This is a genomic window from Nonomuraea ceibae (genome assembly GCF_019396325.1).
GTDB classification, from domain to species: domain Bacteria; phylum Actinomycetota; class Actinomycetes; order Streptosporangiales; family Streptosporangiaceae; genus Nonomuraea; species Nonomuraea ceibae.
Genome location: NZ_JAHKRO010000003.1, coordinates 210,842 through 231,989 on the forward strand (window position 1 = coordinate 210,842; position 21,148 = coordinate 231,989).

Below are 21,148 nucleotides of genomic sequence, written 5' to 3' on the forward strand. Positions count from 1 at the left end.
GCACGAGCGTGTGGGCGCACAGGTGTACGGGTGCATGGGTGTGCGGGCGTGGGGTGCGCTCGCGCGGGCCTTCGGGCGCACGGGCGTATGGGTGCACTCGCACGGGTGCACGGGCCGTCTGGTCGTTGCGGTTCGGCGGGCCCGGGGGCGGGGGCCTTCACGTCGGGGCAGGCGTATGGGCGGGGCTGAAGGTGGATGCGGCGGGTCGTCGGCCCACTGGGGGAGTTTCGTGCTCTCCGTGAGCCGATACGCTTGGAGAACGATGAACCTGGTCAATCTCGAGTCAGTCTCCCACGCCTACGGGCCCAAGCCGCTGCTCAGCGACGTCTCCCTCGGGGTCGAGATGGGTGAGCGCATCGGTGTCGTGGGCCGCAACGGCGGTGGCAAGACCACGCTGCTGAGCGTGATCGCCGGAGACGTCCGGCCCGACAGCGGGCGCGTGACGCACACGCGGGGCCTGCGTGTCGGCTTCCTGTCGCAGCAGGACCTGCTCGACCCGTCACACAGCGTGCGCGAGACCGTGCTGGGCGAGCTGGCCGAGCACGAGTGGGCGGGTGACCAGCGGGTCCGCGAGATCCTCGGCAACCTGATCGGCGACCTCGACCTCGACGCCAAGGCGGGCGACCTGTCGGGCGGCGAGCGCAGGCGTACGGCGCTGGCCCGGCTGCTGATCGGCGAGCACGACCTGATCATGCTGGACGAGCCGACCAACCACCTCGACATCGAGGCGATCGCCTGGCTGGCCGCCCATCTGGCGGGCCGGAAGGGCGCGCTGGTGGTGGTCACGCACGACCGCTGGTTCCTCGACGCGGTGTCCACCCGTACGTGGGAGGTCGTCGACGGCCGCGTCGAGCGCTACGAGGGCGGATACGCCGCGTACGTGCTGGCCAAGGCCGAGCGGGCGCGCATCGCCCAGGCCGCCGAGGAGCGCCGCCAGAACCTCATGCGCAAGGAGATCGCCTGGCTGCGTCGTGGCCCGCCCGCGCGTACGTCCAAGCCGAAGTTCCGGATCGAGGCGGCGCAGGCGCTGATCGCGAACGAGCCGCCGCCGCGCGAGACCGTCGAGCTGATGCGCTTCGCCGCCGCGCGCCTGGGCAAGACCGTGTACGACCTCGAGGACGTCACGCTGCACGCCGGCGGTCCCGGCGCAGGCCCGCTGGTGCTCGATGACTGCACCTGGCAGTTCGGCCCCGGCGACCGCATCGGCCTGATCGGCGTCAACGGGTCCGGCAAGTCGTCGGTGCTGCGCCTGCTCGCCGACACGATCAAGCCCGACTCGGGCCGGGTCGTGCGCGGCAAGACCGTACGCCTCGCGCACCTGTCGCAGGAGCTCGCCGAGCTCGACCCCACGCGGCGGGTCCTGGAGACGGTCGAGTCGGTGCGCAAGTACATCCAGGTCGGCAAGAAGGAGTGGACGGCCTCCCAGCTGCTCGAACGCCTCGGGTTCAAGGGCGAGGCGCAGTGGAAGGTCGTCGGCGACCTGTCCGGTGGAGAGCGCAGGCGGCTGCAGTTGCTGCGCCTGCTCATGGACGACCCGAACGTGCTGCTGCTCGACGAGCCGACCAACGACCTCGACATCGAGACGCTGAACGAGCTGGAGGACCTGCTCGACGCCTGGCCCGGCACGCTGATCCTGGTCACGCACGACCGCTACTTCCTGGAGCGGGTCACCGACCGGTGCGTGGCGCTGCTCGGCGACGGCCGGCTGTCGTTCCTGCCGGGCGGGGTGGACGAATACCTCGAACGCCGCGCCGCCGGCACCGCCGTGACGGCTCGCGTCGCCGGCACCCCCGCCGGGCAGCCCGCCGCCCAGTCGGCCAACTCGGCGGCCCAGCCCGCGCCTCCGTCCGGCGAGGTCTCCGGCCTCTCGGCCAAGGAGGAGCGCGAGCTGCGCAAGGAGCTCAACCGCCTCGAACGGCAGCTCGACAAGCTCAGCGGCCAGGAGGCCAAGCTGCATGCCGCGATGGCCGACGCGGCCAGCGACTACGCCAAGCTCGGCTCCCTCGACGCCCAGCTCCGTGACCTGCACGCCCAGAAGGAGACCGTCGAGGCGGAGTGGCTCGAACTCGCCGACCGCCTGGGCGACTGACACCGCCGACCCCGCCCCGGGTGCACTCCGTACGCGGGCATCAAAGGTGACCGGGGTTCGGGGGTGCGACAGGGCCTTTCGGGCGCGTGGGTGGCCTGCCCCCTGGGCATTCCGTGCCGGGTGGCCTGTGCGGGCCGCCCCCGTGTGAGGGAAGGGGCGTGGAGCTCAGCCGGGGGTCAGCTGTCGAAGGGCGCGAGGAGGGTGCGGAGGAGGGCGGCGAGGGTTCGCTGGTCGTCCGGAGCGAGGGAGGACAGGAGCTCGTGCTCGCGCCGCAGCAGGTCGGAGAAGGCGGCGTCGACGCGGGCGAGCCCGGTGTCGGTGAGGGAGACGAGGACGCCGCGCCGGTCCTCGGGGTCGGGGCGGCGGCGGACGAGGCCGGCCTGGGCGAGGCGGTCGATGCGGTTGGTCATGGTGCCGGAGGTGACGAGGGTGGCGCGCAGGAGGGCGCCGGGGCTGAGCTCGTACGGCTTGCCGGCGCGCCGGAGGGCGGTGAGCACGTCGAACTCCCAGGGTTCGAGGTCGTGTTCGCCGAAGGCGGCCCGCCGGGCCCGGTCGAGGTGCTTGGCCAGCCTGGACACCCGCGAGAGCACCTGGAGCGGTTCGACGTCGAGGTCGGGGCGTTCGGCCCGCCACGCCGCGACGAGCCTGTCGACCTCGTCCTGCGCATCGTGCGTCATGGCATGAGTGTACTGTCTTGACATCGAGATACATATCTCGATACCAATTATCTTCATGTCAAGAGATATGTGGGACCCGGCCACGTACGACAGGTACGCCGACGAGCGGTCGCGGCCGTTCTTCGAGCTCCTCGCCCGGGTACGGGCCGACAGCCCCGATTATGTCGTGGACGCGGGCTGCGGCACCGGCGAACTGACCACGGAGCTGGCCCGCCGCTGGCCGGAGTCGACGGTGGACGGCTTCGACTCCTCCCCGAACATGATCACCAGAGCCCGCTCGATCGACGGCGCCACGCCGAGCTTCGCCGTCGCCGACGTGACCACCTGGCACCCCGACCGCCCCGTGGACGTGCTGGTCAGCAACGCCGTCCTCCAGTGGGTCCCCGAGCACCGCGACCTGATCGAACGCTGGGTCGAGGCGCTGAGCCCCGGCGGCTGGCTGGCCTTCCAGGTCCCCGGCAACCATCGCGCCCCCAGTCATGCGGCCATCCGCGAGCTGTGCGCGTCGCGGGAATGGTTGGACCGGCTCGGCGACCTCGACAGGGGCGACCCGGTCGGCACGCCGGTGGACTACGCGGACCTGCTGAGCGGCTGCCGGGTGGACGCCTGGGAGACCACGTACGTGCACATCCTCCAGGGCGAGAGGCCGGTGCTCGACTGGGTGTCCGGCACCGCGCTGCGCCCGGTTCTCGACCGGCTGCGCCCGGACGAGGCCGAGCGGTTCACCGCCGAGCTGGCCGGGCTGCTCGCCGACGCCTATCCCGCGAGGGAGTACGGCACCCCGTTCCCGTTCCGCCGGATTTTCGTGGTGGCTCAGAAATGATCACAGCGCTGCACCATGTCCAGCTCGCCGCGCCGGCGGGCAGCGAGCCCGAGCTGCGGGCGTTCTACGCGGGCGTGCTCGGGCTCACGGAGGTGCCCAAGCCGCCGGAGCTGGCCAGGCGGGGCGGCGCCTGGTTCCGGGGCGACGGCGTGGAGGTGCACCTCGGCATCGAGGAGGACTTCAGGCCGGCCCGCAAGGCGCATCCGGCGTTCCTGGTGTCGGACCTGGACGCGCTGGTGGCCAGGCTGCCCGACGCGGTGCCGGACGAGCTGTTCCCCGGCTACCGGCGCGTGTACGTGTCGGACCCGGTGGGCAACAGGATCGAGCTGCTTCAGCCCGTGTGATGTTCGTCCCGGGGTGACATCATTGTCCGGAGAACCGGACTCTTGCGAGGTGTCGTGGGCATCGAGATCGAGGACAAGTTCGACGTTCCCCCCGGCTTCGAGGTGCCGGACCTGACCGGTCTGGCGGAGGTCGTCGGCCCCAAATCCTTCCGGCTCGTCGCCCTTTATTACGACACACCCGATCTGCGGCTGGCGTCCAGGGGCGTCACGCTCCGGCGCAGGCGGGGCGGCGCCGATCCCGGCTGGCATCTGAAGCTGCCCAAGGCCAAGGGCGTGCGCCAGGAGATCACCCACCCGCTCACCCGCAGCACCAGGATCGTCCCCGCTGAGCTGGCCGAGCTGGTCCGCGCCTACACGCGGGGAGCCGAGCTCCAGGTGGTCGCCGAGCTCGACACGCGCCGCAGCATCACGGTCCTGCGCGACGGCGGCACGAAGCTCGTGGAGATCGCCGACGACCGTGTCAAAGGCACGGTGTTCGGCAAGAACGGCGAAACCGGCGGCGATACCGTCACCCGCTGGCGCGAGGTCGAGGCCGAGCTGTTGGAGGGCGACGCCAAGCTGCTGGCCAAGGTGGGCAAGCGGCTGACGAAGGCGGGCGCCTCGCCGTCGGCGGCGGCCAGCAAGCTGGCCAAGCTCCTCGGCCCGCCACCGGTCCCGCGCGCCGAGCTGGAGCCGGGCACCGCGGGTCACGCCGTCGCCGGCTACCTGGCGGGCCACGTGGCCGCCCTCCTCTCCCAGGATCCCCGGGTACGGAGGGCCGAGCAGGACGCGGTGCACCAGATGCGCGTGGCCGCCCGCAGGCTGCGCAGCGCGCTCAAGGCGTTCAAGCCGATCGTCCGGGGCACGGCCGAACTGCAGGAGGAGTTGCGATGGCTCGGCGAGGTGCTGGGCGAGGCCCGTGACCTGGAGGTGACCAGGGCCAGGTTCGCCGCCGAGCTGGACCGGCTGGCGCCCGAGCTCGTCACCGGCCCCATCCGCGTACGCCTCGGTGACGACCTGCTCAAACGCGAGCAGGAGGCCTACGGTCGCATCCGCGAGGAGCTCAGCGGCGAGCGCTACTACCGGCTGCTGGACGCGCTCGACGGGCTGGTGGCCGCGCCCCGGCTGACGAAGGCCGCGGCCGAGCCCGCCGCGAGCACCCTTCAGGACGTGGCGGAGGCGGGCTGGGCCCGGGTGACCGGGGCGTACGAGACCGCGCGGGCGATCGCCGACCCGCAGGCGCGCGAGCTGGCCATGCACGACGTTCGCAAGGCCGCCAAGCGCGCCCGCTACATCGCCGAGGCGCTCCAGGGGCCGCTGGGCAAGCCGATGGCCAGGCTCGCCGAGCTGGCGGAGGACGTACAGGAAGTGCTGGGGGCGCACCAGGACGGGGTGGTCGCGCAGGAGACGCTGGCCCGTGAGGCGCAGGCGGCCAGGGAGGCCGGCGAGGATACGTTCACGTACGGGCTGCTGGTCGGGCTCGAACGGGCGGCGGCCGAGCGGGCGCACGCGGAGTTCCCCGGGGTGTGGGCGGAGACGACGCGGGCGGTGGCGAAGCTCACGTCTCGTGGTGCTCCACGCTGACGACCCGCTCGCCCACCCGGTGCAGCACGGCGAACGCGCCCTTGCGCAGGTGCGCGTCCGTCCCGCTGAGCGCGGCGATCAGCCCGGGCAGCACCTTGCCGTGGCTGCACACGACGGCGGGCCCGGTCAGCTCGCCGACCAGCGCCGGGGTCTTGCGCGGGTCCTGGCTCTCCTCGGCCAGCAGCGCGTCGCGGGTGATGTCGCGGGTGTACGGCTCCAGCGTCTGGACGCAGCGCAGGCTGGGTGAGCTCAGCACGGTCCTGGGCCGGTAGGCGGGCAGGACCGTGGCCAGCGTCGCGGCCTGGGCCCTCCCTTCGGCGTCGAGCGGGCGCAGGGCGTCGTCGCCGTGCCACGCCTGGCGGGAGCCCGCCGAGCCGTGCCGCACCAGGACGAGCGGGACCGTGTCCAGCGGCGCGGCGGGCAGCGCGCGCAGCAGGCCCGCGTCCCACTCGTAGGTCAGCAGGTCGCGCGCCCGTTCCGGGGACAGCCAGCGCAGCTCGTCGACCTCGTCACCGGGCGTGAACGGGTCCTCAGCCGCCACCCGCCCGGCCCAGTAGTCGACCCGCTTGAGCCGCGTGCCGAGCAGGTAGTGGACCGGAGGCAGGGCGCGGCCGAGCGTCACGGTCAGGCCGGTCTCCTCGCGCACCTCGCGCAGCGCGGCGGCGATCACGTGCTCGCCGGGCTCCAGCTTGCCCTTGGGGAAGGTCCAGTCGTCGTAGCGCGGCCGGTGGACGACGGCCACCTCGGGGGAGCTCTCCTCGCCGCGCCACACGACGGCGCCGGCGGCCAGGATCGGGTCAGTCGTCAATGGTCCTCCAGCGGCGCGTGCCGATCAGGTGGCTCTGCAGGTCCTCGCCCTGGTGGCGCACCCACGCGCCGTCGGAGCCGAGCCACCACGTGCTCGTGGTCTCGGCCATCGCCTGGTCCATCAGCTCGATCAGGTACGCCTTGTGCTGCGGCGAGGTGACCTTGACCAGGGCTTCCACCCGGCGGTCGAGGTTGCGCCGCATCAGGTCCGCGCTGCCGATCCACACCTCGGGCCGCCTGCCGAGGCCGAACTCGTACACCCGGGAGTGCTCCAGGAAGCGCCCCAGCACCGAGCGGACGCGGATCGTCTCCGACAGACCGGGGATGCCGGGCCGCAGCGTGCACACGCCGCGCACCCACAGGTCCACCGGCACGCCGGCCCGTGACGCGCGGTAGAGGGCGTCGATGATCGGCTCGTCGACCAGCGAGTTCGTCTTGATCCTGATCCGCGCCGGGCGGCCCGCCTGCTGGTGGGCGATCTCCCGCTCGATCCTGGCCAGCAGCCCGCCGCGCAGCGAGTGCGGCGCGACCAGCAGCCGGCGGTAGGCCGAGTGGTTGGAGTAGCCGGTCAGGTGGATGAACAGGTCGGTGACGTCCTCGCCGACCAGCGGGTCGGCGGTGAGCAGGCCGAAGTCCTCGTACTGCCGGGCGGTCTTGGGGTTGTAGTTGCCGGTGCCGATGTGGCAGTAGCGGCGCAGCTCGCCGGAGGCCTCCTGGCGGACGACCAGCGCGAGCTTGCAGTGCGTCTTGAGCCCGACGACGCCGTAGACGACGTGGCAGCCGGCCCGTTCCAGCTTGCGGGCCCAGGAGATGTTGGCGTGCTCGTCGAACCTGGCCTTGATCTCCACCACGACCACGACCTGCTTGCCCGCCTCGGCGGCGTCGATGAGCGCGTCGACGATGGGGGAGTCGCCGCTGGTCCGGTAGAGGGTCTGCTTGATCGCCAGCACCCTCGGGTCGGCCGAGGCCACCTCGATGAAGCGCTGCACGCTGGTGGCGAACGAGTCGTACGGGTGGTGCAGCAGCACGTCGCGCTCGCGCAGCACCGCGAACAGGTCGTCGGCCGAGCTGATCGCCTCGGCGGGCACGAACGGCCGGTAGCCGAGCTCGCCCCGGTCCAGGTCGGCGATCGCGTGCAGCCCGGTCAGGTCGAGCGGCCCGGCGATCCGGTAGATCTCGTGCGGAGCCAGCTCCAGCTCCTCCACGAGCAGGTCGAGCACCTCCTGGGTGATGGTGTCCTCGACCTCCAGCCGCACCGGCGGCCCGAACCTGCGCCGCCGCAGCTCCTTCTCCAGGGCCTGCATGAGGTTCTCGGTGACGTCCTCGTCGACCTCCAGGTCCTCGTTCCTGGTGACCCGGAAGACGTGGTGCTGGACGATCTCCATGCCCTTGAAGAGCTGGCCCAGGTGCGCGGCGATGACGTCTTCCAGCGGTACGAACCGGTCCTTGGACGCGGTCACGAACCGGGGGAGCTGCGAGGGCACCTTGACCCGGGCGAACACGGTGTGGTCGGTGGCCGGGTTGCGCACCACGACAGCCAGATTCAGGCTCAACCCTGAAATGTACGGAAACGGGTGGGCGGGGTCGACGGCCAGCGGCGTCAGGACCGGCCGGATCCGCTCACGGAAGAGCTTGCGCAGCTCGGTGCGTTCCTCGCGGCCCAGGTCGTCCCAGCGGACGATCTCGATGCCCTCGGTCGCGAGCTGCGGGCGGATCCGCTGGTGGAAGGCCGCCGCGTGCCGCCGGGCCAGATCGTCGGCGACGGTCGCGATCCTGGCCAGCTCCTCGCTCGGCTTGAGCCCGCTCTTGGTGCGCAGCAGCAGGCCGGTCGCCATGCGCCGCTTGAGCCCGGCCACCCGGACGCGGAAGAACTCGTCGAGGTTGCTGGCGAAGATCGCCAGGAAACGGACCCGTTCCAGCAGCGGCAGTGACGCGTCCTCGGCCAGCTCCAGCACGCGTTCGTTGAACTGCAGCCAGCTCTCCTCGCGGTTGAGGAACCTCTCCTGTGGCAGGGGTAGATCGTTACCGGAATGCAGCAGTTCAGCGGACATACGTGGAATATGCCCGGTCCGGTTGAACAGAACGTTAACTTCCCCGCAACGACTTATTCGCCTGGCAGGACGCCTGGCTCTCAGTCGCCCGGCTCGCCCTGTCCGAGGCGGGCGGCCCGCTCGGCCAGCCGGGCCTCACGCTGGCGCAGCTTGTCCTCGCGCTCGCGGACCTTCTCGGCTTCCTTCATGAGCCGCTCGCGCTCCTTCTCGGCCTCTTTGAGCAGGCGCTCGCGCTCCTTCAGCTCGCGCACCCTGGCCTTCTCGGCCTCCTTCAGCTCCCGCTGGCGGATCTTCTCCGCCTCCTTCTGCTCCCGCTCGCGAGCCTTCTCCAGCTCGCGCAGCTCCTTGTCGCTGGTGCGCGGCGCGACGGCGGGCTGCGGGACGGCGGGCTGCGGCACGGCGACGGGCTGCGGCCGGGTGGCCAGGGTGATCGTGGGCTGCGGGTTGAGCCCGGTCAGGCCGTTCCAGGCCAGGTTGACCAGGTGGGCCGCGACCTCCTCGCGGCCGGGCTTGCGCACGTCCAGCCACCACTGGCCGGTCAGTGCCACCATGCCGACCAGCATCTGGGCGTACATGGGGGCGAGCTTGGGGTCGTAGCCCCGGCCGACGAACTCGTCGGCCAGGACGTCCTCCACCTGGCTCGCGATCTCGCTGATCAGGCTGGCGAACGTGCCGGTGCCCGACGCGGCGTGCGAGTCGCGGACCAGGATGCGGAACCCCTCGCTGCTCTCCTCGATGTAGCGGAGCAGGGCCAGCGCGGCCCGCTCCAGCTTGACCAGCGAGTGGGTGGCCGACAGCGCCTCGGTGATCATGGCGAGAAGTTTCTGCATCTCGCGGTCGACGACCACCGCGTAGACGCCCTCCTTGCCGCCGAAGTGCTCGTAGACCACCGGCTTGGAGACCTGGGCGGTCGCGGCGATCTCCTCGATGGAGGTCCCGTCGAACCCCTTCTCAGCGAACAGGGTGCGACTGATCAGTATCAGTTGCTCTCTTCGTTCTCTTCCGGTCATACGCCTGCGAGATCGGGATTCGGTCACGGTTCCCATAATGGCGTGCTGTCAGGAGATTCTCTTGGCCGCCAGGCGTTCCGGAGTGGGCCAGCGCACGTCGTGCGCCCAGCCGAGCCGCTCGAAGATCCGGATGACGCCGGCGCTCAGGTCGATCTGCCCCTTGAGGACGCCGTGCCGGGCGCAGGTGGGGTCGGAGTGGTGCAGGTTGTGCCACGACTCGCCGAACGACGGGATGGCCAGCCACCACACGTTGCGCGACTTGTCGCGGACCTGGAAGTCCTCCTCGCCGAACACGTGGCAGATGGAGTTGATCGACCAGGTGACGTGGTGCAGCAGGCCGATGCGCACGAGCGAGCCCCAGAACAGCGCGGTCAGCGCGCCCTGCCAGGACCAGGTGACGAGGCCGCCGATGACGCCCGGCAGCAGGATCGAGGTGAGCGCGAGGGCGCCGAACCAGCGGTGGAGCTTCATCACGTCCGGGTCCCTGACCAGGTCCGGGGCGTACTTCTCCCGGTTGACCCGGTCGGCGTCGAACAGCCAGCCCATGTGCGCGTACAGCAGGCCCTTGGTCATGGACCTGAACCCGGGGCCGAAGCGCCACGGCGAGTGCGGGTCGCCCTCCTTGTCGGAGAACTTGTGGTGCTTGCGGTGGGTGGCGACCCAGTCGAGCACCGACATCTCCAGGGAGAGGCTGCCCGCGATCCCCAGAGCGATCTTGAGCGGGCGCTTGGCCTTGAACGAGCCGTGGGTGAAGTAGCGGTGCAGGCCGACCGTGACGCCGAGACCGGAGATGACGTAGAAGACCGCCGCGATCACCACGTCGCTCCAGCCGATGAGCCCCCATCCCCATGCGATCGGCACGGCGGCGCCGATAGCGATCAGCGGGAGCCCGACGACCAGCGCGAACGTGATCAGTTCGGCCTTGGTGCGCGGTTCGGGTTCGAAGTCGGGCTTCGGTCCTGGGGTCGAGCGTTCGGCGAGTACGGTCATCGGCTGCCTCTCACGAGCTGTTTGCGGTGATTGTCCTGGCTACGCAAACGTAACCTACGCCATCGTAAGTTAGGAAGCCCTAAGCGGCGATGTGTGTTTCGCAACGGGCTTGCCAACGACATGCGTGGGTTTCATGGCTTGCGGCTTTTGGGACGGTCTGTTATGCCGTCTCCCTGCCCAGAGAACGCCCTGACACTCAGATGGGGGCGAAGGTGGGCGCGGAATCGGTATCGTAGGGGGTGTGTCGGACGCCACGGTGTCCGATTAATCCCGGATCGTCTAATCGGCAGGACAAGTGGTTTTGGTCCACTTTGTAGGGGTTCGAGTCCTCTTCCGGGAGCCTTTCGGGCGTCCCCCCTCGCGAGAGAGCCCAGGACGGGCAGGTATCCTCACGATGTCGGGAGGGTAGCGGTGCGGTAGCCACTGCCCTGAACCGTCCAGCCACAGGGAGCCTCAGTCCGTGAGTGTGCCGCGCCCGGCAGCCGTCGTCGTCCTCGCCGCCGGCGAGGGGACCCGGATGAAGAGCCAGACCCCGAAAGTCCTGCACGAGCTGTGCGGCCGAGCCTTGGTCGACCACATGCTCTCCGCCGCCCGTGACCTCGGTCCCGAGCGGCTCATCGTCGTCATCGGCCACGCGCTCGAACGCGTCGGCGCCCACCTGGCCGAGACCAGCCCCGACGCCCGCGCCGTCGTCCAGCGCGAGCAGCGCGGCACCGGCCACGCGGTCCGCACCGTGCTGGAGGAGGTCGGCGCCATCACCGGCACCGTCCTGGTCACCTACGGCGACGTGCCGCTCCTGCGCGCCGAGACCATGGCCGAGCTGCTGCGCAAGCACGAGGCCGACGGCAACGCGGTCACCGTGCTCACCGCCGAGGTGCCCGACCCCACCGGCTACGGCCGCATCGTCCGCGACCCGGACGGCGCCGTGCTGGAGATCGTCGAGGAGAAGGACGCCACCCCCGAGCAGCGCGCCATCAAGGAGATGAACTCCGGCATCTACGCCTTCGACGGCGCGCTCCTGGCCGACGCCGTCAAGCGGGTGTCCACCGACAACGCCCAGGGCGAGGAGTACCTCACCGACGTGCTGTCGATCCTGCGCGGCGACGGCCACCGGGTCGGCGCGCACGTCGCCGCCGACCACGCCGAGGTCGAGGGCGTCAACGACCGCGTCCAGCTCGCCCACGCCCGCAAGGTGCTCAACCAGCGCCTGCTGGAGCGCCACATGCGCGCCGGCGCCACCATTGTGGACCCGGCCAGCACCTGGATCGACGTCGGCGTCACCATTGAGCCCGACGCCGTCATCCACCCCGGCACCCAGCTCCACGGCAGCACGGTCATCGAGGCCGGCGCCGAGGTCGGGCCCGCCACCACGCTCACCGACACCCGGGTCGGCGCCGGCGCGGTCGTCCGCAACGCCGTCGCCGACAGCGCCGAGATCGGCCCCGAGGCCAGCGTCGGCCCCTACTGCTACCTGCGCCCCGGCACCGTCCTGGGCCGCAGGTCCAAGGCCGGCACCTTCGTCGAGATGAAGAACTCCCAGGTCGGCGAACGCTCCAAGGTCCCACACCTGACCTACGCGGGCGACGCCACGATCGGCGACGACGTCAACGTCGGCGCGGCCGTGGTCTTCGTGAACTACGACGGCGTCAACAAGAGCCGCACCACCGTGGGCGACGGCGCGTTCGTCGGCTGCGACACCATGCTCATCGCCCCGGTGACGATCGGCGACGGCGCCTACACGGCCGCCGGCTCCGTCATCGACGGCGATGTGCCGCCCGGCGCGATCGGGGTGGCGAGAGCGCGTCAGCGCAACATCGAGAAATGGGTCTTGCGCAGGCGCGCGGGCACGAAGTCGGCAGCCGCGGCCGAGCGGGCGCTGGCCGAGCAGCAACAGCAGGAGAGCAGCAGTGACCAGCATTAAACAGCCGGGCGAGAAGAACCTCATGCTCTTCTCCGGCCGCGCGTATCCGGAGCTGGCCGAGGAGGTCGCCGAGCACGTGGGCGTCTCCCTTACCCCCACCAAGTTGATCGACTTCGCCAACGGCGAGATCTACGCCCGCTACCTGGAATCCGTCCGGGGCTGCGACGCCTTCGTGATCCAGAGCCACACCGGCCCGATCAACCAGTGGATCATGGAACAGCTCATCATGGTCGACGCGCTCAAGCGGGCCTCCGCCAAGCGCATCACCGTGGTCATGCCGTTCTTCGGCTACGCCAGGCAGGACAAGAAGGGCCGCGGCCGCGAGCCCATCACCGCCCGGCTGATCGCCGACATCTTCAAGACCGCGGGCGCCGACCGGCTCATGTCGATCGACCTGCACACCTCGCAGATCCAGGGCTTCTTCGACGGCCCGGTGGACCACCTGTTCGCCATGCCGGTGCTGGAGAGCTACCTGAAGAACAAGCTCGACCTGGCCAACACCACGATCGTCTCGCCCGACACCGGCCGGGTGCGGCTGTCGGAGCGCTGGGCCGACACGCTCGGCACCCCGCTGGCCTTCATCCACAAGCGGCGCGACCTCGACGTCGCCAACTCGGTGAAGGTCAACGAGGTCGTCGGCAAGGTACGCGGCCGGACCTGCGTGCTCATCGACGACATGATCGACACCGCCGGCACGATCTGCAAGGCCGCCGACGCCCTCTACGAGCAGGGCGCCACCAACGTGATCACCGCCGCCACGCACGCGGTGTTCTCCGACCCGGCGGTCGACCGGCTGAAGAACTCGCGCATCTCCGAGGTCATCGTCACCAACACGCTGCCGCTGTCGCAGGAGAGCCGCTTCGACAAGCTGACCGTGCTGTCCATCGCCCCGCTGATCGCCCGCGCCATCACCGAGGTGTTCACCGACGGCTCCGTCACCAGTCTGTTCGAGGGAGACACCTGAGCCCGGTAGGCTGTGAGGGTTGCGCTCGTAACGCCTTCCGCTAGGGCGGGTGAGGGGGAGCGCAAAACCCCGTCGAACTCTGCATCCCTAGGAGATGTCGTGTCTGAAGTCCGTATCGCCGCCGAGCAGCGCACCACGTTCGGCAAGGGCGCCGCCCGCAAGATCCGCCGCGCCGACAAGGTGCCCGCCGTCCTCTACGGGCACGGCATCGACCCCAAGCACCTGACCCTGCCGGGCCACGAGGTGCTCCTCGCGCTCCGCACGCCCAACGTGCTGATCCGCCTCCACGGCGAGGGCGTCGACGAGCTCGCGCTGCCCAAGGGCGTCCAGCGTGACCCGATCAAGGGCTTCGTCGAGCACGTCGACCTGCTCCTGGTCAAGCGCGGCGAGAAGGTCACCGTCGAGATCCCCGTCACCGCCGTCGGTGACGTCAACTCCGAGGGCCTGTTCGACCAGCAGCTCATGAGCATCGCGGTCGAGGCCGAGGCCACGCACATCCCGACCGGCGTCGAGGTCAGCGTCGAGGGCCTGGAGGTCGGCGCCTCGATCACCGCCGGCCAGCTCGACCTGCCCAAGGGCACCACGCTGATCGCCGACCCGGAGACCGTGGTCATCCAGGTCAACGCCAAGCCGACCGAGGCTCCCACCGAGGAGGAGGGCGCCGAGGGCGAGGCTGCCGAGGGCGAGGCCGCCGAGGCCGCTGCCGCCGAGTAACCATCCCGGTCACGGGGCAGTCGGCATGCCGGCTGCCCCTTTCCGCTTGAGGGGAAGCACATGGACCGCTGGCTGATCGTCGGGCTCGGCAACCCCGGCCCCGAATACGCGGGCAACAGGCACAACGCGGGCTTCATGACGCTCGACGAGTTGGCCGCCAGGGCCGGCGGGCGGTTCAAGGCGCACCGCAGCCGGGCCGAGGTGCTGGAGACGCGGGCCGCCGTGCTCGCCAAGCCGCTCACGTACATGAACCTTTCCGGCGGGCCGACCAAGGCGCTCGCCGACTTCTACAAGATCGGCCCCGACCGGCTCATCGTGGTCCACGACGAGCTCGACGTCCCGTACGGGGCGCTGCGCGCCAAGCTGGGCGGCGGCGACAACGGGCACAACGGGCTCAAGTCGATCACCAAGGTCCTCGGCACCCGCGACTACCTGCGCGTACGGTTCGGCATCGGCAGGCCGCCCGGCCGGATGGACCCCGCCTCGTTCGTGCTGAAGGACTTCGCCACGGCCGAGCGCAAGGACCTGCCGTTCCTGGTCGACCGGGCGGCCGACGTGGTGGAGTCGCTCATGGAGCGCGGCCTCGACGTCACGCAGAACGAGTTTCACCGCGCCGATCTGAACATTTCCGGCCCTCCACGCTGATCCGCTCATAACGCCGTTCCCGCCTGGGCGGCCTGCACGCAGGGCTACGATCTAGTGACATTCCGTTGACGAACGTCACCTGGAGGCGTGCGTGCAGGACGGGTTGCTGACCGTCGCCGGAGCCGAGCCCAGCGTCGCCTGGCGCGCCGGGCCGCGCGTGCCCGGCTGGGTGCGCGCCTACCAGCTCCGGGCGATGGGCGCCGACCTGCTCGCCGCCGGCGCCGGGTCGGCCGCCGCGTTCTGCTTCCGGTTCGGCCACGTCAGCGCCCACGCGCTCCCCTATCTGCTGGTCAGCGTCGCGCTGCCCGCCGTGTGGCTGGGCGCCGTCGCGCTCAACCGGGCCTACGAGCCGCGCCTCATCGGCGAGGGCTCGGAGGAGTTCCGCCGCATCGTGCGCTGCGGGGCCGCGCTCACCGCCCTGCTCGCCATCGGCTCCTACCTGACCAAGGCCGACGTCGCCCGCGGTTACGTGGTGCTCGCGCTGCCGCTGGTCACGTTGCTGACGCTGGCGCTGCGCCACGCCCTGCGGCGCGCCCTGCACCGCCGCCGGGCGCGCGGGGAGTGCCTGCGCCGCGTGGTGGCCGTCGGCCACGCCGCCTCCGTGGACGAGCTCGTACGCCTGTTCCGCAAGGAGCGCTACCACGGCATGGACGTCGTGGCCGCCTGCCTGCCCGACGACGCCGCCCTCGACAGCGTGGCCGAGGTGCCCGTCGCCGGCCACTTCAGCGACGTGCCATTGGTCGTCGAGCAGGCAGGCGCCGACACGGTCGCCGTGCTCGCCTGTCCCGAGATGGACGGCCTGGCGCTGCGCCGCCTCGCCTGGCGGCTGGAGGCCACCCAGACCGAGCTCGTCGTGGCCCCCGCGCTCATGGAGGTCGCCGGGCCGCGCACCATGATCAGGCCGGCCGCCGGGCTGCCGCTGCTGCACGTCGAGCACCCCGAGCTGACCGGCGCCAGGCAGCTCGTCAAGAACGTCTTCGACCGGCTGGTGGCCGCCGTCCTGCTCGTGCTGCTGGCCCCGCTGCTGGCCGGGCTCGCGGTCGCCGTACGCGCCACCAGCCCCGGGCCCGCGCTGTTCCGCCAGGTCAGGATCGGCAGGGACGGCAGGCCGTTCACGATCGTGAAGTTCCGCACGATGCGGCGCGGCTCCGAATATCAGAAGATCACCCTGGTCAGCGACGGCGACGGCCCGCTGTTCAAGATCCGCAACGATCCCCGGGTGACGCCGCTCGGCATGTTCCTGCGCCGCCACTCGCTCGACGAGCTGCCCCAGCTCCTCAACGTGCTGCTCGGCCACATGTCGCTGGTCGGCCCGCGCCCGCCGCTGCCGGAGGAGGTCGCCGGCTACGGCGACGACGTGCGCAGACGGCTGCTCGTCCGGCCGGGGCTGACCGGGCTGTGGCAGGTGAGCGGCCGGTCCGATCTGTCATGGGAGGAATCGGTCCGGCTCGACCTGCGTTACGTGGAGAACTGGTCCCTCATGTTGGACCTGCAGATCCTGTGGAAGACTTGGTCGGCCGTCGCACGCGGGCAAGGAGCTTACTGATGACGATTCGCGACGACCACGCCCTCGCCGCCGACCTGGCGACCGAGGCGGGCGAGCACCTGCTGGCGGTCCGGGACCGCGTCGGGTTCGCCGACCAGGCCGCGCTCAAGGCCGCCGGTGACCGGGCTTCCCACGAGTTCCTGATGGAGGCGCTGGCCAGGCTGCGGCCCAGCGACAGCGTGCTGTCGGAGGAGGCCACCCGCGAGGAGCGGCTCGACCCGCGCAGGCTGTCGGCCGACCGGGTGTGGATCGTCGACCCGCTCGACGGCACCCGCGAGTTCTCCGAGGAGGGCCGCGCCGACTGGGCCGTCCACGTCGCGCTGTGGGAGCGCGGCACGCTGAGCGCCGGGGCCGTGGCGCTGCCCGCCCAGGGCCGCACGCTCGGCACCGCCGAGCCGCCCAAGCTGCCCGCCCACGAAGGCGGCCGCTTCCGCATCGCGGTGAGCCGCACCAGGCCGCCGGAGTTCGTGCAGAAGCTCGCCTACCTCGCCGGGGCCGACCTGGTGCCGATCGGCTCGGCCGGGGCCAAGATCTGCGCGGTGCTCACCGGAGAGGTCGAGGCGTACGTCCACGCCGGCGGCCAGTACGAGTGGGACTCGGCCGCGCCGGTCGCCGTCGCGCTGGCCGCGGGAGCCCACGCCAGCCGCGTCGACGGCTCAACCCTGACCTACAACCAAGCCGACCCCTCCCTACCGGATATTCTGGTTTCCCTACCGGACTTGGCGTCTACCCTGCTCGCCGGGATTCGGGACCTGCACCGCTAAAACGCCCCGAGGAGAGCGCTTATGCTCCAGCGCGACTACACGACGTCGCAGCTCGACGTACTCGAAGCCGAGGCCATCCACATCATGCGCGAGGTGGCTGCCGAGTTCGAGCGCCCCTGTCTGCTCTTCTCCGGCGGCAAAGACTCCATCGTCATGCTCCGCATCGCGGAGAAGGCGTTCTGGCCCGCGCCGATCCCGTTCCCGCTCATGCACGTCGACACCGGCCACAACTTCGACGAGGTCATCGAGTTCCGCGACCGCCGCGTCGAGGAGCTGGGCGCCAAGCTGATCGTGGCCTCCGTGCAGGAGTCCATCGACCAGGGCCGCGTCGCCGAGCAGACCGGCCGCCGCGCCTCCCGCAACCGCCTGCAGACCACGACGCTGCTCGACGCCATCGAGGCCAACCGCAACGACGCCGTCTTCGGCGGCGCCCGGCGCGACGAGGAGAAGGCCAGGGCCAAGGAGCGCGTCTTCTCCTTCCGCGACGAGTTCGGCCAGTGGGACCCGAAGAACCAGCGCCCCGAGCTGTGGAACCTCTACAACGGCCGCATCGCCCAGGGCGAGCACATCCGCGTCTTCCCGCTGTCCAACTGGACCGAGCTCGACGTGTGGGACTACATCCGGCGCGAGGGCATCGAGATCCCGTCGATCTACTTCGCCCACACCCGCAAGGTGTTCGAGCGTGACGGCATGCTGCTGCCCGACGCCGACGTGGTCCAGCGGGGCGACGACGAGCCGCTGTTCGAGGCCGTCGTCCGCTACCGCACCGTGGGCGACATGACCTGCACCGGCGCCGTGCAGTCCACGGCCGCCACGGTCGAGGAGATCATCGAGGAGATCGCGGCCACCCGGATCACCGAGCGCGGGGCCACCAGGGCCGACGACCGCGCCTCGGAGGCCGCCATGGAGGACCGCAAGCGGGAAGGCTACTTCTAGACCGATGGACATTCTGCGTTTCGCCACGGCGGGAAGCGTCGACGACGGCAAGTCCACCCTCATCGGGCGGCTCCTGTTCGACTCCAAGGCGATCTTCGAAGACCAGCTCGAGGCCGTCGAGCGCACCTCGCGCGACCGCGGCACCGAATACACCGACCTGTCGCTGCTGACCGACGGCCTGCGCGCCGAGCGGGAGCAGGGCATCACGATCGACGTCGCCTACCGCTACTTCGCCACGCCCCGGCGCAAGTTCATCATCGCCGACACGCCGGGCCACATCCAGTACACCCGCAACATGGTCACCGGCGCCTCCACCGCCGACCTGGCCATCATCCTCATCGACGCGCGCAAGGGCGTGCTGGAGCAGTCGCGCAGGCACGCCTTCCTGACCTCGCTGCTGCGCGTCCCGCACCTGGTGCTCGCGGTCAACAAGATGGACCTGGTCGACTACTCCCAGGAGCGCTTCGAGGAGATCCGCGAGGAGTTCACCGCGTTCGCCTCCAAGCTCAACGTGGCCGACCTGACGTTCATCCCGATCTCCGCGCTCAACGGCGACAACGTGGTGTCCCGCTCCGAGAACATGCCCTGGTACCAGGGCACCTCGCTGCTCCACCACCTGGAGAACGTGCACATCGCCTCCGACCGCAACCTGACCGACGTGCGCTTCCCGGTCCAGTACGTGATCCGCCCGCAGCGGGCCACCGACCACGCCTTCCACGACTACCGCGGCTACGCCGGCCAGGTGGCGGGCGGCGTGCTCAAGCCCGGCGACGAGGTCGTCCACCTGCCGTCCGGGCTCACCACCCGGATCGCCTCCATCGACACCTTCGACGGGCCGGTGGAGGAGGCGTTCCCGCCCATGTCGGTGACGCTGCGCTTCGAGGACGACCTCGACATCTCGCGCGGCGACATGATCGCCAGGCCCAACAACCAGCCGCAGGCCGCCCAGGACCTGGAGGCGATGGTCTGCTGGATGGCCGACACCTCCAAGCTGACGCCGCGCTCCAAGCTGACGATCAAGCACACCACCCGCACCGCGCGGGCGCTGGTGCGCGACCTGCAGTACCGGCTCGACGTCAACACCCTCCACCGTGACGAGGAGGCCACCGCGCTGGGCCTCAACGAGATCGGCCGGGTGACGCTGCGGGTGACGCAGCCGCTGTTCGTCGACGACTACGGGCGCAACCGGCTCACCGGCGGTTTCATCCTGATCGACGAGACCAGCAACAGCACCGTGGCGGCGGGCATGGTCATCGACTCCCGCTGAGCTTCGCTCCCGAAACGGCCGGTCGCGCTTCCCGCGGCCGGCCGTTCCGCGTTAGGTAGATCATTTCCGGTTCCTTGGCCGAATGATTACTCTCCGCGCTAGTGTCTCCACGTTCCGTGTTGGCGATGCGAGAGTCCATGCCCGTGAGCGAACCGCGCGTGATCTTCCTTGGCGGCCTCGGCCGCAGCGGCACGACACTGCTCGAACGGCTCCTCGGCGAGCTGCCCGGCGTCGTGCCCCTGGGCGAGGTCGTCCACCTGTGGGAGCGCGGCGTGCTGGCCGACGAGGCATGCGGGTGCGGCCGGGCGTTCAGCGTCTGCCCGTTCTGGGTGCGCGTCGGCGACCACGCGTTCAACGGCTGGACGGCCATGCTCGCCGAACGGGTCGTCGCCCTGCGCCACCGCGTCGACCGCACCCGGCGGGTGGCCCGCATCGCCCACGCCGACCTGGCCGAATACGTACGGGCCTACCGTCGCGTCTACCGCGCGGCCGCCGAGGCCGCCGGCGCCCGCGTGGTGATCGACTCCAGCAAGCACGCCTCCCTCGCCTACTGCCTGGTCGAGGCCGGGGTCGACGCCCAGGTGGTGCAGGTGGTGCGCGAGCCGCGCGCCGTCGCCCACTCCTGGAGCCGCAGCGTGGCCAGACCCGAGGACGGGCAGCCGATGACCCGCTGGACCCCGCTGCGCACCGCCGTCCACTGGAACGCCCAGAACTTCGCCCTCGAAGTCCTCGCCCGGCGCGGCGCCCCCGTCACCCGCATCCGCTACGAGGACCTGCTGGCCGCGCCGGAGGCCACGCTGACCGGGCTCGCCGGGGTGCTCGGGCTCACCGAGTTCCGGCTGCCGTTCCTCGACGGCACCACCGCCTACCTGACCACCAGCCATACCTCCTCGGGCAACCCGATGCGCTTCAAAGTGGGCCGCGTCGAGCTGGCCCGCGACGACGCCTGGCGGCAAGGGCTGCCGCGCCACCACCGAGGGCTGGTCGCCGCGCTCACCTGGCCGCTCCGGGCCCGCTACGGCTACGGCAGGGCGACCGCATGACCGGTCCCGTCGGCGTGGTCGTCCCCACGCGCGGCGACCGGCCCGGCCTCCTGCGCGAGGCCGTGCTCGCCGCGCTCGCCCAGGACCACCCGGTCGACGTGGTCGTCGTCGCCGACGGCGTGCCGCCCGAGACCGTGCGGCGGCAGGTGCCCGCCCAGGCGAGAGTGATCGGCAACCGGCTCAGCCCGGGACTGCCCGGGGCGCGCAACACCGGCATCGCCGCCTGCGACACCGAGCTCGTCGCCTTCTGCGACGACGACGACCTCTGGCTGCCCGGCAAGCTCGCCGCCCAGGTGCGGCTCGCCGCCACCGGCGCCGAGTTCGTGAGCTGCGGCATCGAGATCGAGTACGGCGACCGCCGCGTCACCCGGCTGGCCGGGGCCGACCGGGTCACGGCCGCCGACCTGACGCGGTCGCGCATGGTCATGGTGCACTCCTCGACGTTCCTGTTCCGGCGCGGCGCGCTCTGGGTCGACGAAAGCGCCCCCGCCGGGCAGAACGAGGACTGGGACCTCGCGCTCCGCGCCGCCCGGCGCCACCCGATCGCCTGCGCCGACCGGCCCCTCGTCCGGGTCCGGTGGGGGGCCTCCCACTACGTCGCCCGCTGGGCCGACCGCATCGCCGGGCTGGAGTGGATGCTCGCCCGGCATCCCGAACTGGCCGTGGATCCACGCGGCGCGGCACGGATCTACGGCCAGCTCGCCTTCGGCCACGCGGCGCTCGGCCACCGCCTCGACGCGGCCCGCTGGGCTTCCCGCGCCCTGTCGGCCCGCCTCGGCGAACCCCGCGCCCCCATCGCGCTGGCCGTCGCCGTCGGCCTCATCCCCGCCCCCCGCGTCCTCGCCCTCCTCCACCGCCGAGGCCACGGCATCTGACCCCGCCCCACCGGACAACGGACCCCACCATGCCCTCACCCACCCACCCGTTCCCACCCCCTTCGGCCCCGCCAACTCCCAGCCGCGCCCACGACACCCCGAGCGCCCCACCACCCCCC

Annotated in this window: 19 protein-coding genes and 1 tRNA gene; 15 read left to right on the forward strand and 5 right to left on the reverse strand. The window is 71.1% G+C overall.

What is annotated here, in order from left to right; translation table 11 throughout:
* Nucleotides 1–262: 262 nt before the first annotated feature.
* Nucleotides 263–2,089, forward strand: a complete 1,827-nt coding sequence (locus KME80_RS03920; protein WP_219500314.1) for an ABC-F family ATP-binding cassette domain-containing protein — start codon at nucleotides 263–265, stop codon at nucleotides 2,087–2,089.
* Between the two features lie 176 nt (nucleotides 2,090–2,265).
* On the opposite strand, the gene KME80_RS03925 is transcribed toward KME80_RS03920, so the two are convergent.
* The gene (locus KME80_RS03925) at nucleotides 2,266–2,766 is read right to left on the reverse strand and encodes a MarR family winged helix-turn-helix transcriptional regulator (protein WP_219500316.1); all 501 of its coding nucleotides are present in this window, start codon (nucleotides 2,764–2,766) and stop codon (nucleotides 2,266–2,268) included.
* Nucleotides 2,767–2,821: 55 nt separating this feature from the next.
* Here KME80_RS03925 and KME80_RS03930 point away from each other — a divergent pair, with 55 nt between their 5' ends.
* From KME80_RS03930 to KME80_RS03940, 3 genes are read left to right on the forward strand one after another with little or no spacing between them, the layout of a single operon-like run.
* Nucleotides 2,822–3,589 carry a trans-aconitate 2-methyltransferase gene (locus tag KME80_RS03930; RefSeq protein ID WP_246643909.1) on the forward strand — a complete coding sequence of 256 codons (768 nt, stop codon included), beginning with the start codon at nucleotides 2,822–2,824 and terminating at the stop codon, nucleotides 3,587–3,589.
* Nucleotides 3,586–3,933 (forward strand): VOC family protein, encoded by a 348-nt coding sequence (locus tag KME80_RS03935; protein WP_219500318.1) that lies wholly within the window; start codon nucleotides 3,586–3,588, stop codon nucleotides 3,931–3,933. The genes KME80_RS03930 and KME80_RS03935 overlap by 4 nt, the downstream gene beginning before the upstream one ends.
* Nucleotides 3,934–3,987: 54 nt before the next feature.
* Complete coding sequence (locus tag KME80_RS03940; protein WP_219500320.1) at nucleotides 3,988–5,496, forward strand: CYTH and CHAD domain-containing protein; 1,509 nt, start codon at nucleotides 3,988–3,990, stop codon at nucleotides 5,494–5,496.
* Here the strand turns inward: KME80_RS03940 and KME80_RS03945 are convergent.
* From KME80_RS03945 to KME80_RS03960, 4 genes are all read right to left on the reverse strand, one after another.
* On the reverse strand, nucleotides 5,471–6,304 hold the full coding sequence (locus tag KME80_RS03945; protein ID WP_219500322.1) for an NUDIX hydrolase: 834 nt from the start codon (nucleotides 6,302–6,304) through the stop codon (nucleotides 5,471–5,473). The genes KME80_RS03940 and KME80_RS03945 overlap by 26 nt on opposite strands.
* Complete coding sequence (locus KME80_RS03950) at nucleotides 6,294–8,354, reverse strand: RNA degradosome polyphosphate kinase (protein WP_219500324.1); 2,061 nt, start codon at nucleotides 8,352–8,354, stop codon at nucleotides 6,294–6,296. Before KME80_RS03950 ends, KME80_RS03945 begins: the two co-directional genes overlap by 11 nt.
* A gap of 80 nt (nucleotides 8,355–8,434) precedes the next feature.
* Nucleotides 8,435–9,364, reverse strand: coding sequence for a TetR/AcrR family transcriptional regulator (locus KME80_RS03955; protein WP_219500326.1), 930 nt, complete (start codon nucleotides 9,362–9,364; stop codon nucleotides 8,435–8,437).
* A 48-nt stretch (nucleotides 9,365–9,412) separates the two neighbouring features.
* Nucleotides 9,413–10,354, reverse strand: coding sequence for an acyl-CoA desaturase (locus KME80_RS03960; protein ID WP_219500327.1), 942 nt, complete (start codon nucleotides 10,352–10,354; stop codon nucleotides 9,413–9,415).
* A 268-nt stretch (nucleotides 10,355–10,622) separates the two neighbouring features.
* Here KME80_RS03960 and KME80_RS03965 point away from each other — a divergent pair.
* The 11 genes from KME80_RS03965 (at nucleotide 10,623) to KME80_RS04015 (ending at nucleotide 21,029) form a co-directional block, all read left to right on the forward strand.
* Nucleotides 10,623–10,694, forward strand: a tRNA-Gln gene (locus KME80_RS03965).
* 120 nt (nucleotides 10,695–10,814) lie between these two features.
* Complete coding sequence (gene glmU / locus KME80_RS03970) at nucleotides 10,815–12,275, forward strand: bifunctional UDP-N-acetylglucosamine diphosphorylase/glucosamine-1-phosphate N-acetyltransferase GlmU (protein ID WP_219500338.1); 1,461 nt, start codon at nucleotides 10,815–10,817, stop codon at nucleotides 12,273–12,275.
* Between the two features lie 22 nt (nucleotides 12,276–12,297).
* Complete coding sequence (locus tag KME80_RS03975) at nucleotides 12,298–13,239, forward strand: ribose-phosphate diphosphokinase (RefSeq protein WP_246643989.1); 942 nt, start codon at nucleotides 12,298–12,300, stop codon at nucleotides 13,237–13,239.
* A gap of 99 nt (nucleotides 13,240–13,338) precedes the next feature.
* Nucleotides 13,339–13,953, forward strand: coding sequence for a 50S ribosomal protein L25/general stress protein Ctc (locus tag KME80_RS03980; RefSeq protein ID WP_219500343.1), 615 nt, complete (start codon nucleotides 13,339–13,341; stop codon nucleotides 13,951–13,953).
* Nucleotides 13,954–14,013: 60 nt separating this feature from the next.
* A complete protein-coding gene (pth, locus tag KME80_RS03985) occupies nucleotides 14,014–14,598 on the forward strand; it encodes an aminoacyl-tRNA hydrolase (RefSeq protein WP_219500348.1) in 585 nt (194 codons plus the stop codon).
* A gap of 193 nt (nucleotides 14,599–14,791) precedes the next feature.
* Nucleotides 14,792–16,144 carry a sugar transferase gene (locus KME80_RS03990; protein ID WP_219500396.1) on the forward strand — a complete coding sequence of 451 codons (1,353 nt, stop codon included), beginning with the start codon at nucleotides 14,792–14,794 and terminating at the stop codon, nucleotides 16,142–16,144.
* Nucleotides 16,144–16,908 (forward strand): 3'(2'),5'-bisphosphate nucleotidase CysQ, encoded by a 765-nt coding sequence (locus KME80_RS03995; RefSeq protein ID WP_219500349.1) that lies wholly within the window; start codon nucleotides 16,144–16,146, stop codon nucleotides 16,906–16,908. Before KME80_RS03990 ends, KME80_RS03995 begins: the two co-directional genes overlap by 1 nt.
* Before the next feature lie 21 nt (nucleotides 16,909–16,929).
* Nucleotides 16,930–17,844: a sulfate adenylyltransferase subunit CysD gene (gene cysD / locus KME80_RS04000; protein ID WP_219500357.1), complete on the forward strand. Its 915-nt coding sequence runs from the start codon at nucleotides 16,930–16,932 to the stop codon at nucleotides 17,842–17,844.
* Between the two features lie 4 nt (nucleotides 17,845–17,848).
* Nucleotides 17,849–19,111 carry a sulfate adenylyltransferase subunit CysN gene (gene cysN, locus KME80_RS04005; protein ID WP_219500360.1) on the forward strand — a complete coding sequence of 421 codons (1,263 nt, stop codon included), beginning with the start codon at nucleotides 17,849–17,851 and terminating at the stop codon, nucleotides 19,109–19,111.
* Between the two features lie 143 nt (nucleotides 19,112–19,254).
* Entirely contained in the window at nucleotides 19,255–20,154 is a 900-nt protein-coding gene (locus KME80_RS04010) for a sulfotransferase (RefSeq protein ID WP_308125609.1), read from the forward strand.
* Nucleotides 20,151–21,029 (forward strand): glycosyltransferase family 2 protein, encoded by an 879-nt coding sequence (locus tag KME80_RS04015; RefSeq protein WP_219500363.1) that lies wholly within the window; start codon nucleotides 20,151–20,153, stop codon nucleotides 21,027–21,029. Before KME80_RS04010 ends, KME80_RS04015 begins: the two co-directional genes overlap by 4 nt.
* Nucleotides 21,030–21,148: the final 119 nt, after the last annotated feature.

Excerpts from the sequence above, each read along its gene's own strand:
- KME80_RS03930 (WP_246643909.1), top strand. The coding sequence starts at position 2,822 with ATGTCAAGAGATATGTGGGACCCGGCCACGTACGACAGGTACGCCGAC.
- KME80_RS03975 (WP_246643989.1), top strand. The coding sequence starts at position 12,298 with ATGCTCTTCTCCGGCCGCGCGTATCCGGAGCTGGCCGAGGAGGTCGCC.
- KME80_RS03950 (WP_219500324.1), bottom strand. The coding sequence starts at position 8,354 with ATGTCCGCTGAACTGCTGCATTCCGGTAACGATCTACCCCTGCCACAG.
- KME80_RS03960 (WP_219500327.1), bottom strand. The coding sequence starts at position 10,354 with ATGACCGTACTCGCCGAACGCTCGACCCCAGGACCGAAGCCCGACTTC.
- KME80_RS03920 (WP_219500314.1), top strand. The coding sequence starts at position 263 with ATGAACCTGGTCAATCTCGAGTCAGTCTCCCACGCCTACGGGCCCAAG.
- KME80_RS03935 (WP_219500318.1), top strand. The coding sequence starts at position 3,586 with ATGATCACAGCGCTGCACCATGTCCAGCTCGCCGCGCCGGCGGGCAGC.
- KME80_RS03995 (WP_219500349.1), top strand. The coding sequence starts at position 16,144 with ATGACGATTCGCGACGACCACGCCCTCGCCGCCGACCTGGCGACCGAG.
- KME80_RS03925 (WP_219500316.1), bottom strand. The coding sequence starts at position 2,766 with ATGACGCACGATGCGCAGGACGAGGTCGACAGGCTCGTCGCGGCGTGG.
- pth (WP_219500348.1), top strand. The coding sequence starts at position 14,014 with ATGGACCGCTGGCTGATCGTCGGGCTCGGCAACCCCGGCCCCGAATAC.
- KME80_RS04015 (WP_219500363.1), top strand. The coding sequence starts at position 20,151 with ATGACCGGTCCCGTCGGCGTGGTCGTCCCCACGCGCGGCGACCGGCCC.
- cysN (WP_219500360.1), top strand. The coding sequence starts at position 17,849 with ATGGACATTCTGCGTTTCGCCACGGCGGGAAGCGTCGACGACGGCAAG.
- KME80_RS03955 (WP_219500326.1), bottom strand. The coding sequence starts at position 9,364 with ATGACCGGAAGAGAACGAAGAGAGCAACTGATACTGATCAGTCGCACC.
- cysD (WP_219500357.1), top strand. The coding sequence starts at position 16,930 with ATGCTCCAGCGCGACTACACGACGTCGCAGCTCGACGTACTCGAAGCC.
- KME80_RS03990 (WP_219500396.1), top strand. The coding sequence starts at position 14,792 with ATGGGCGCCGACCTGCTCGCCGCCGGCGCCGGGTCGGCCGCCGCGTTC.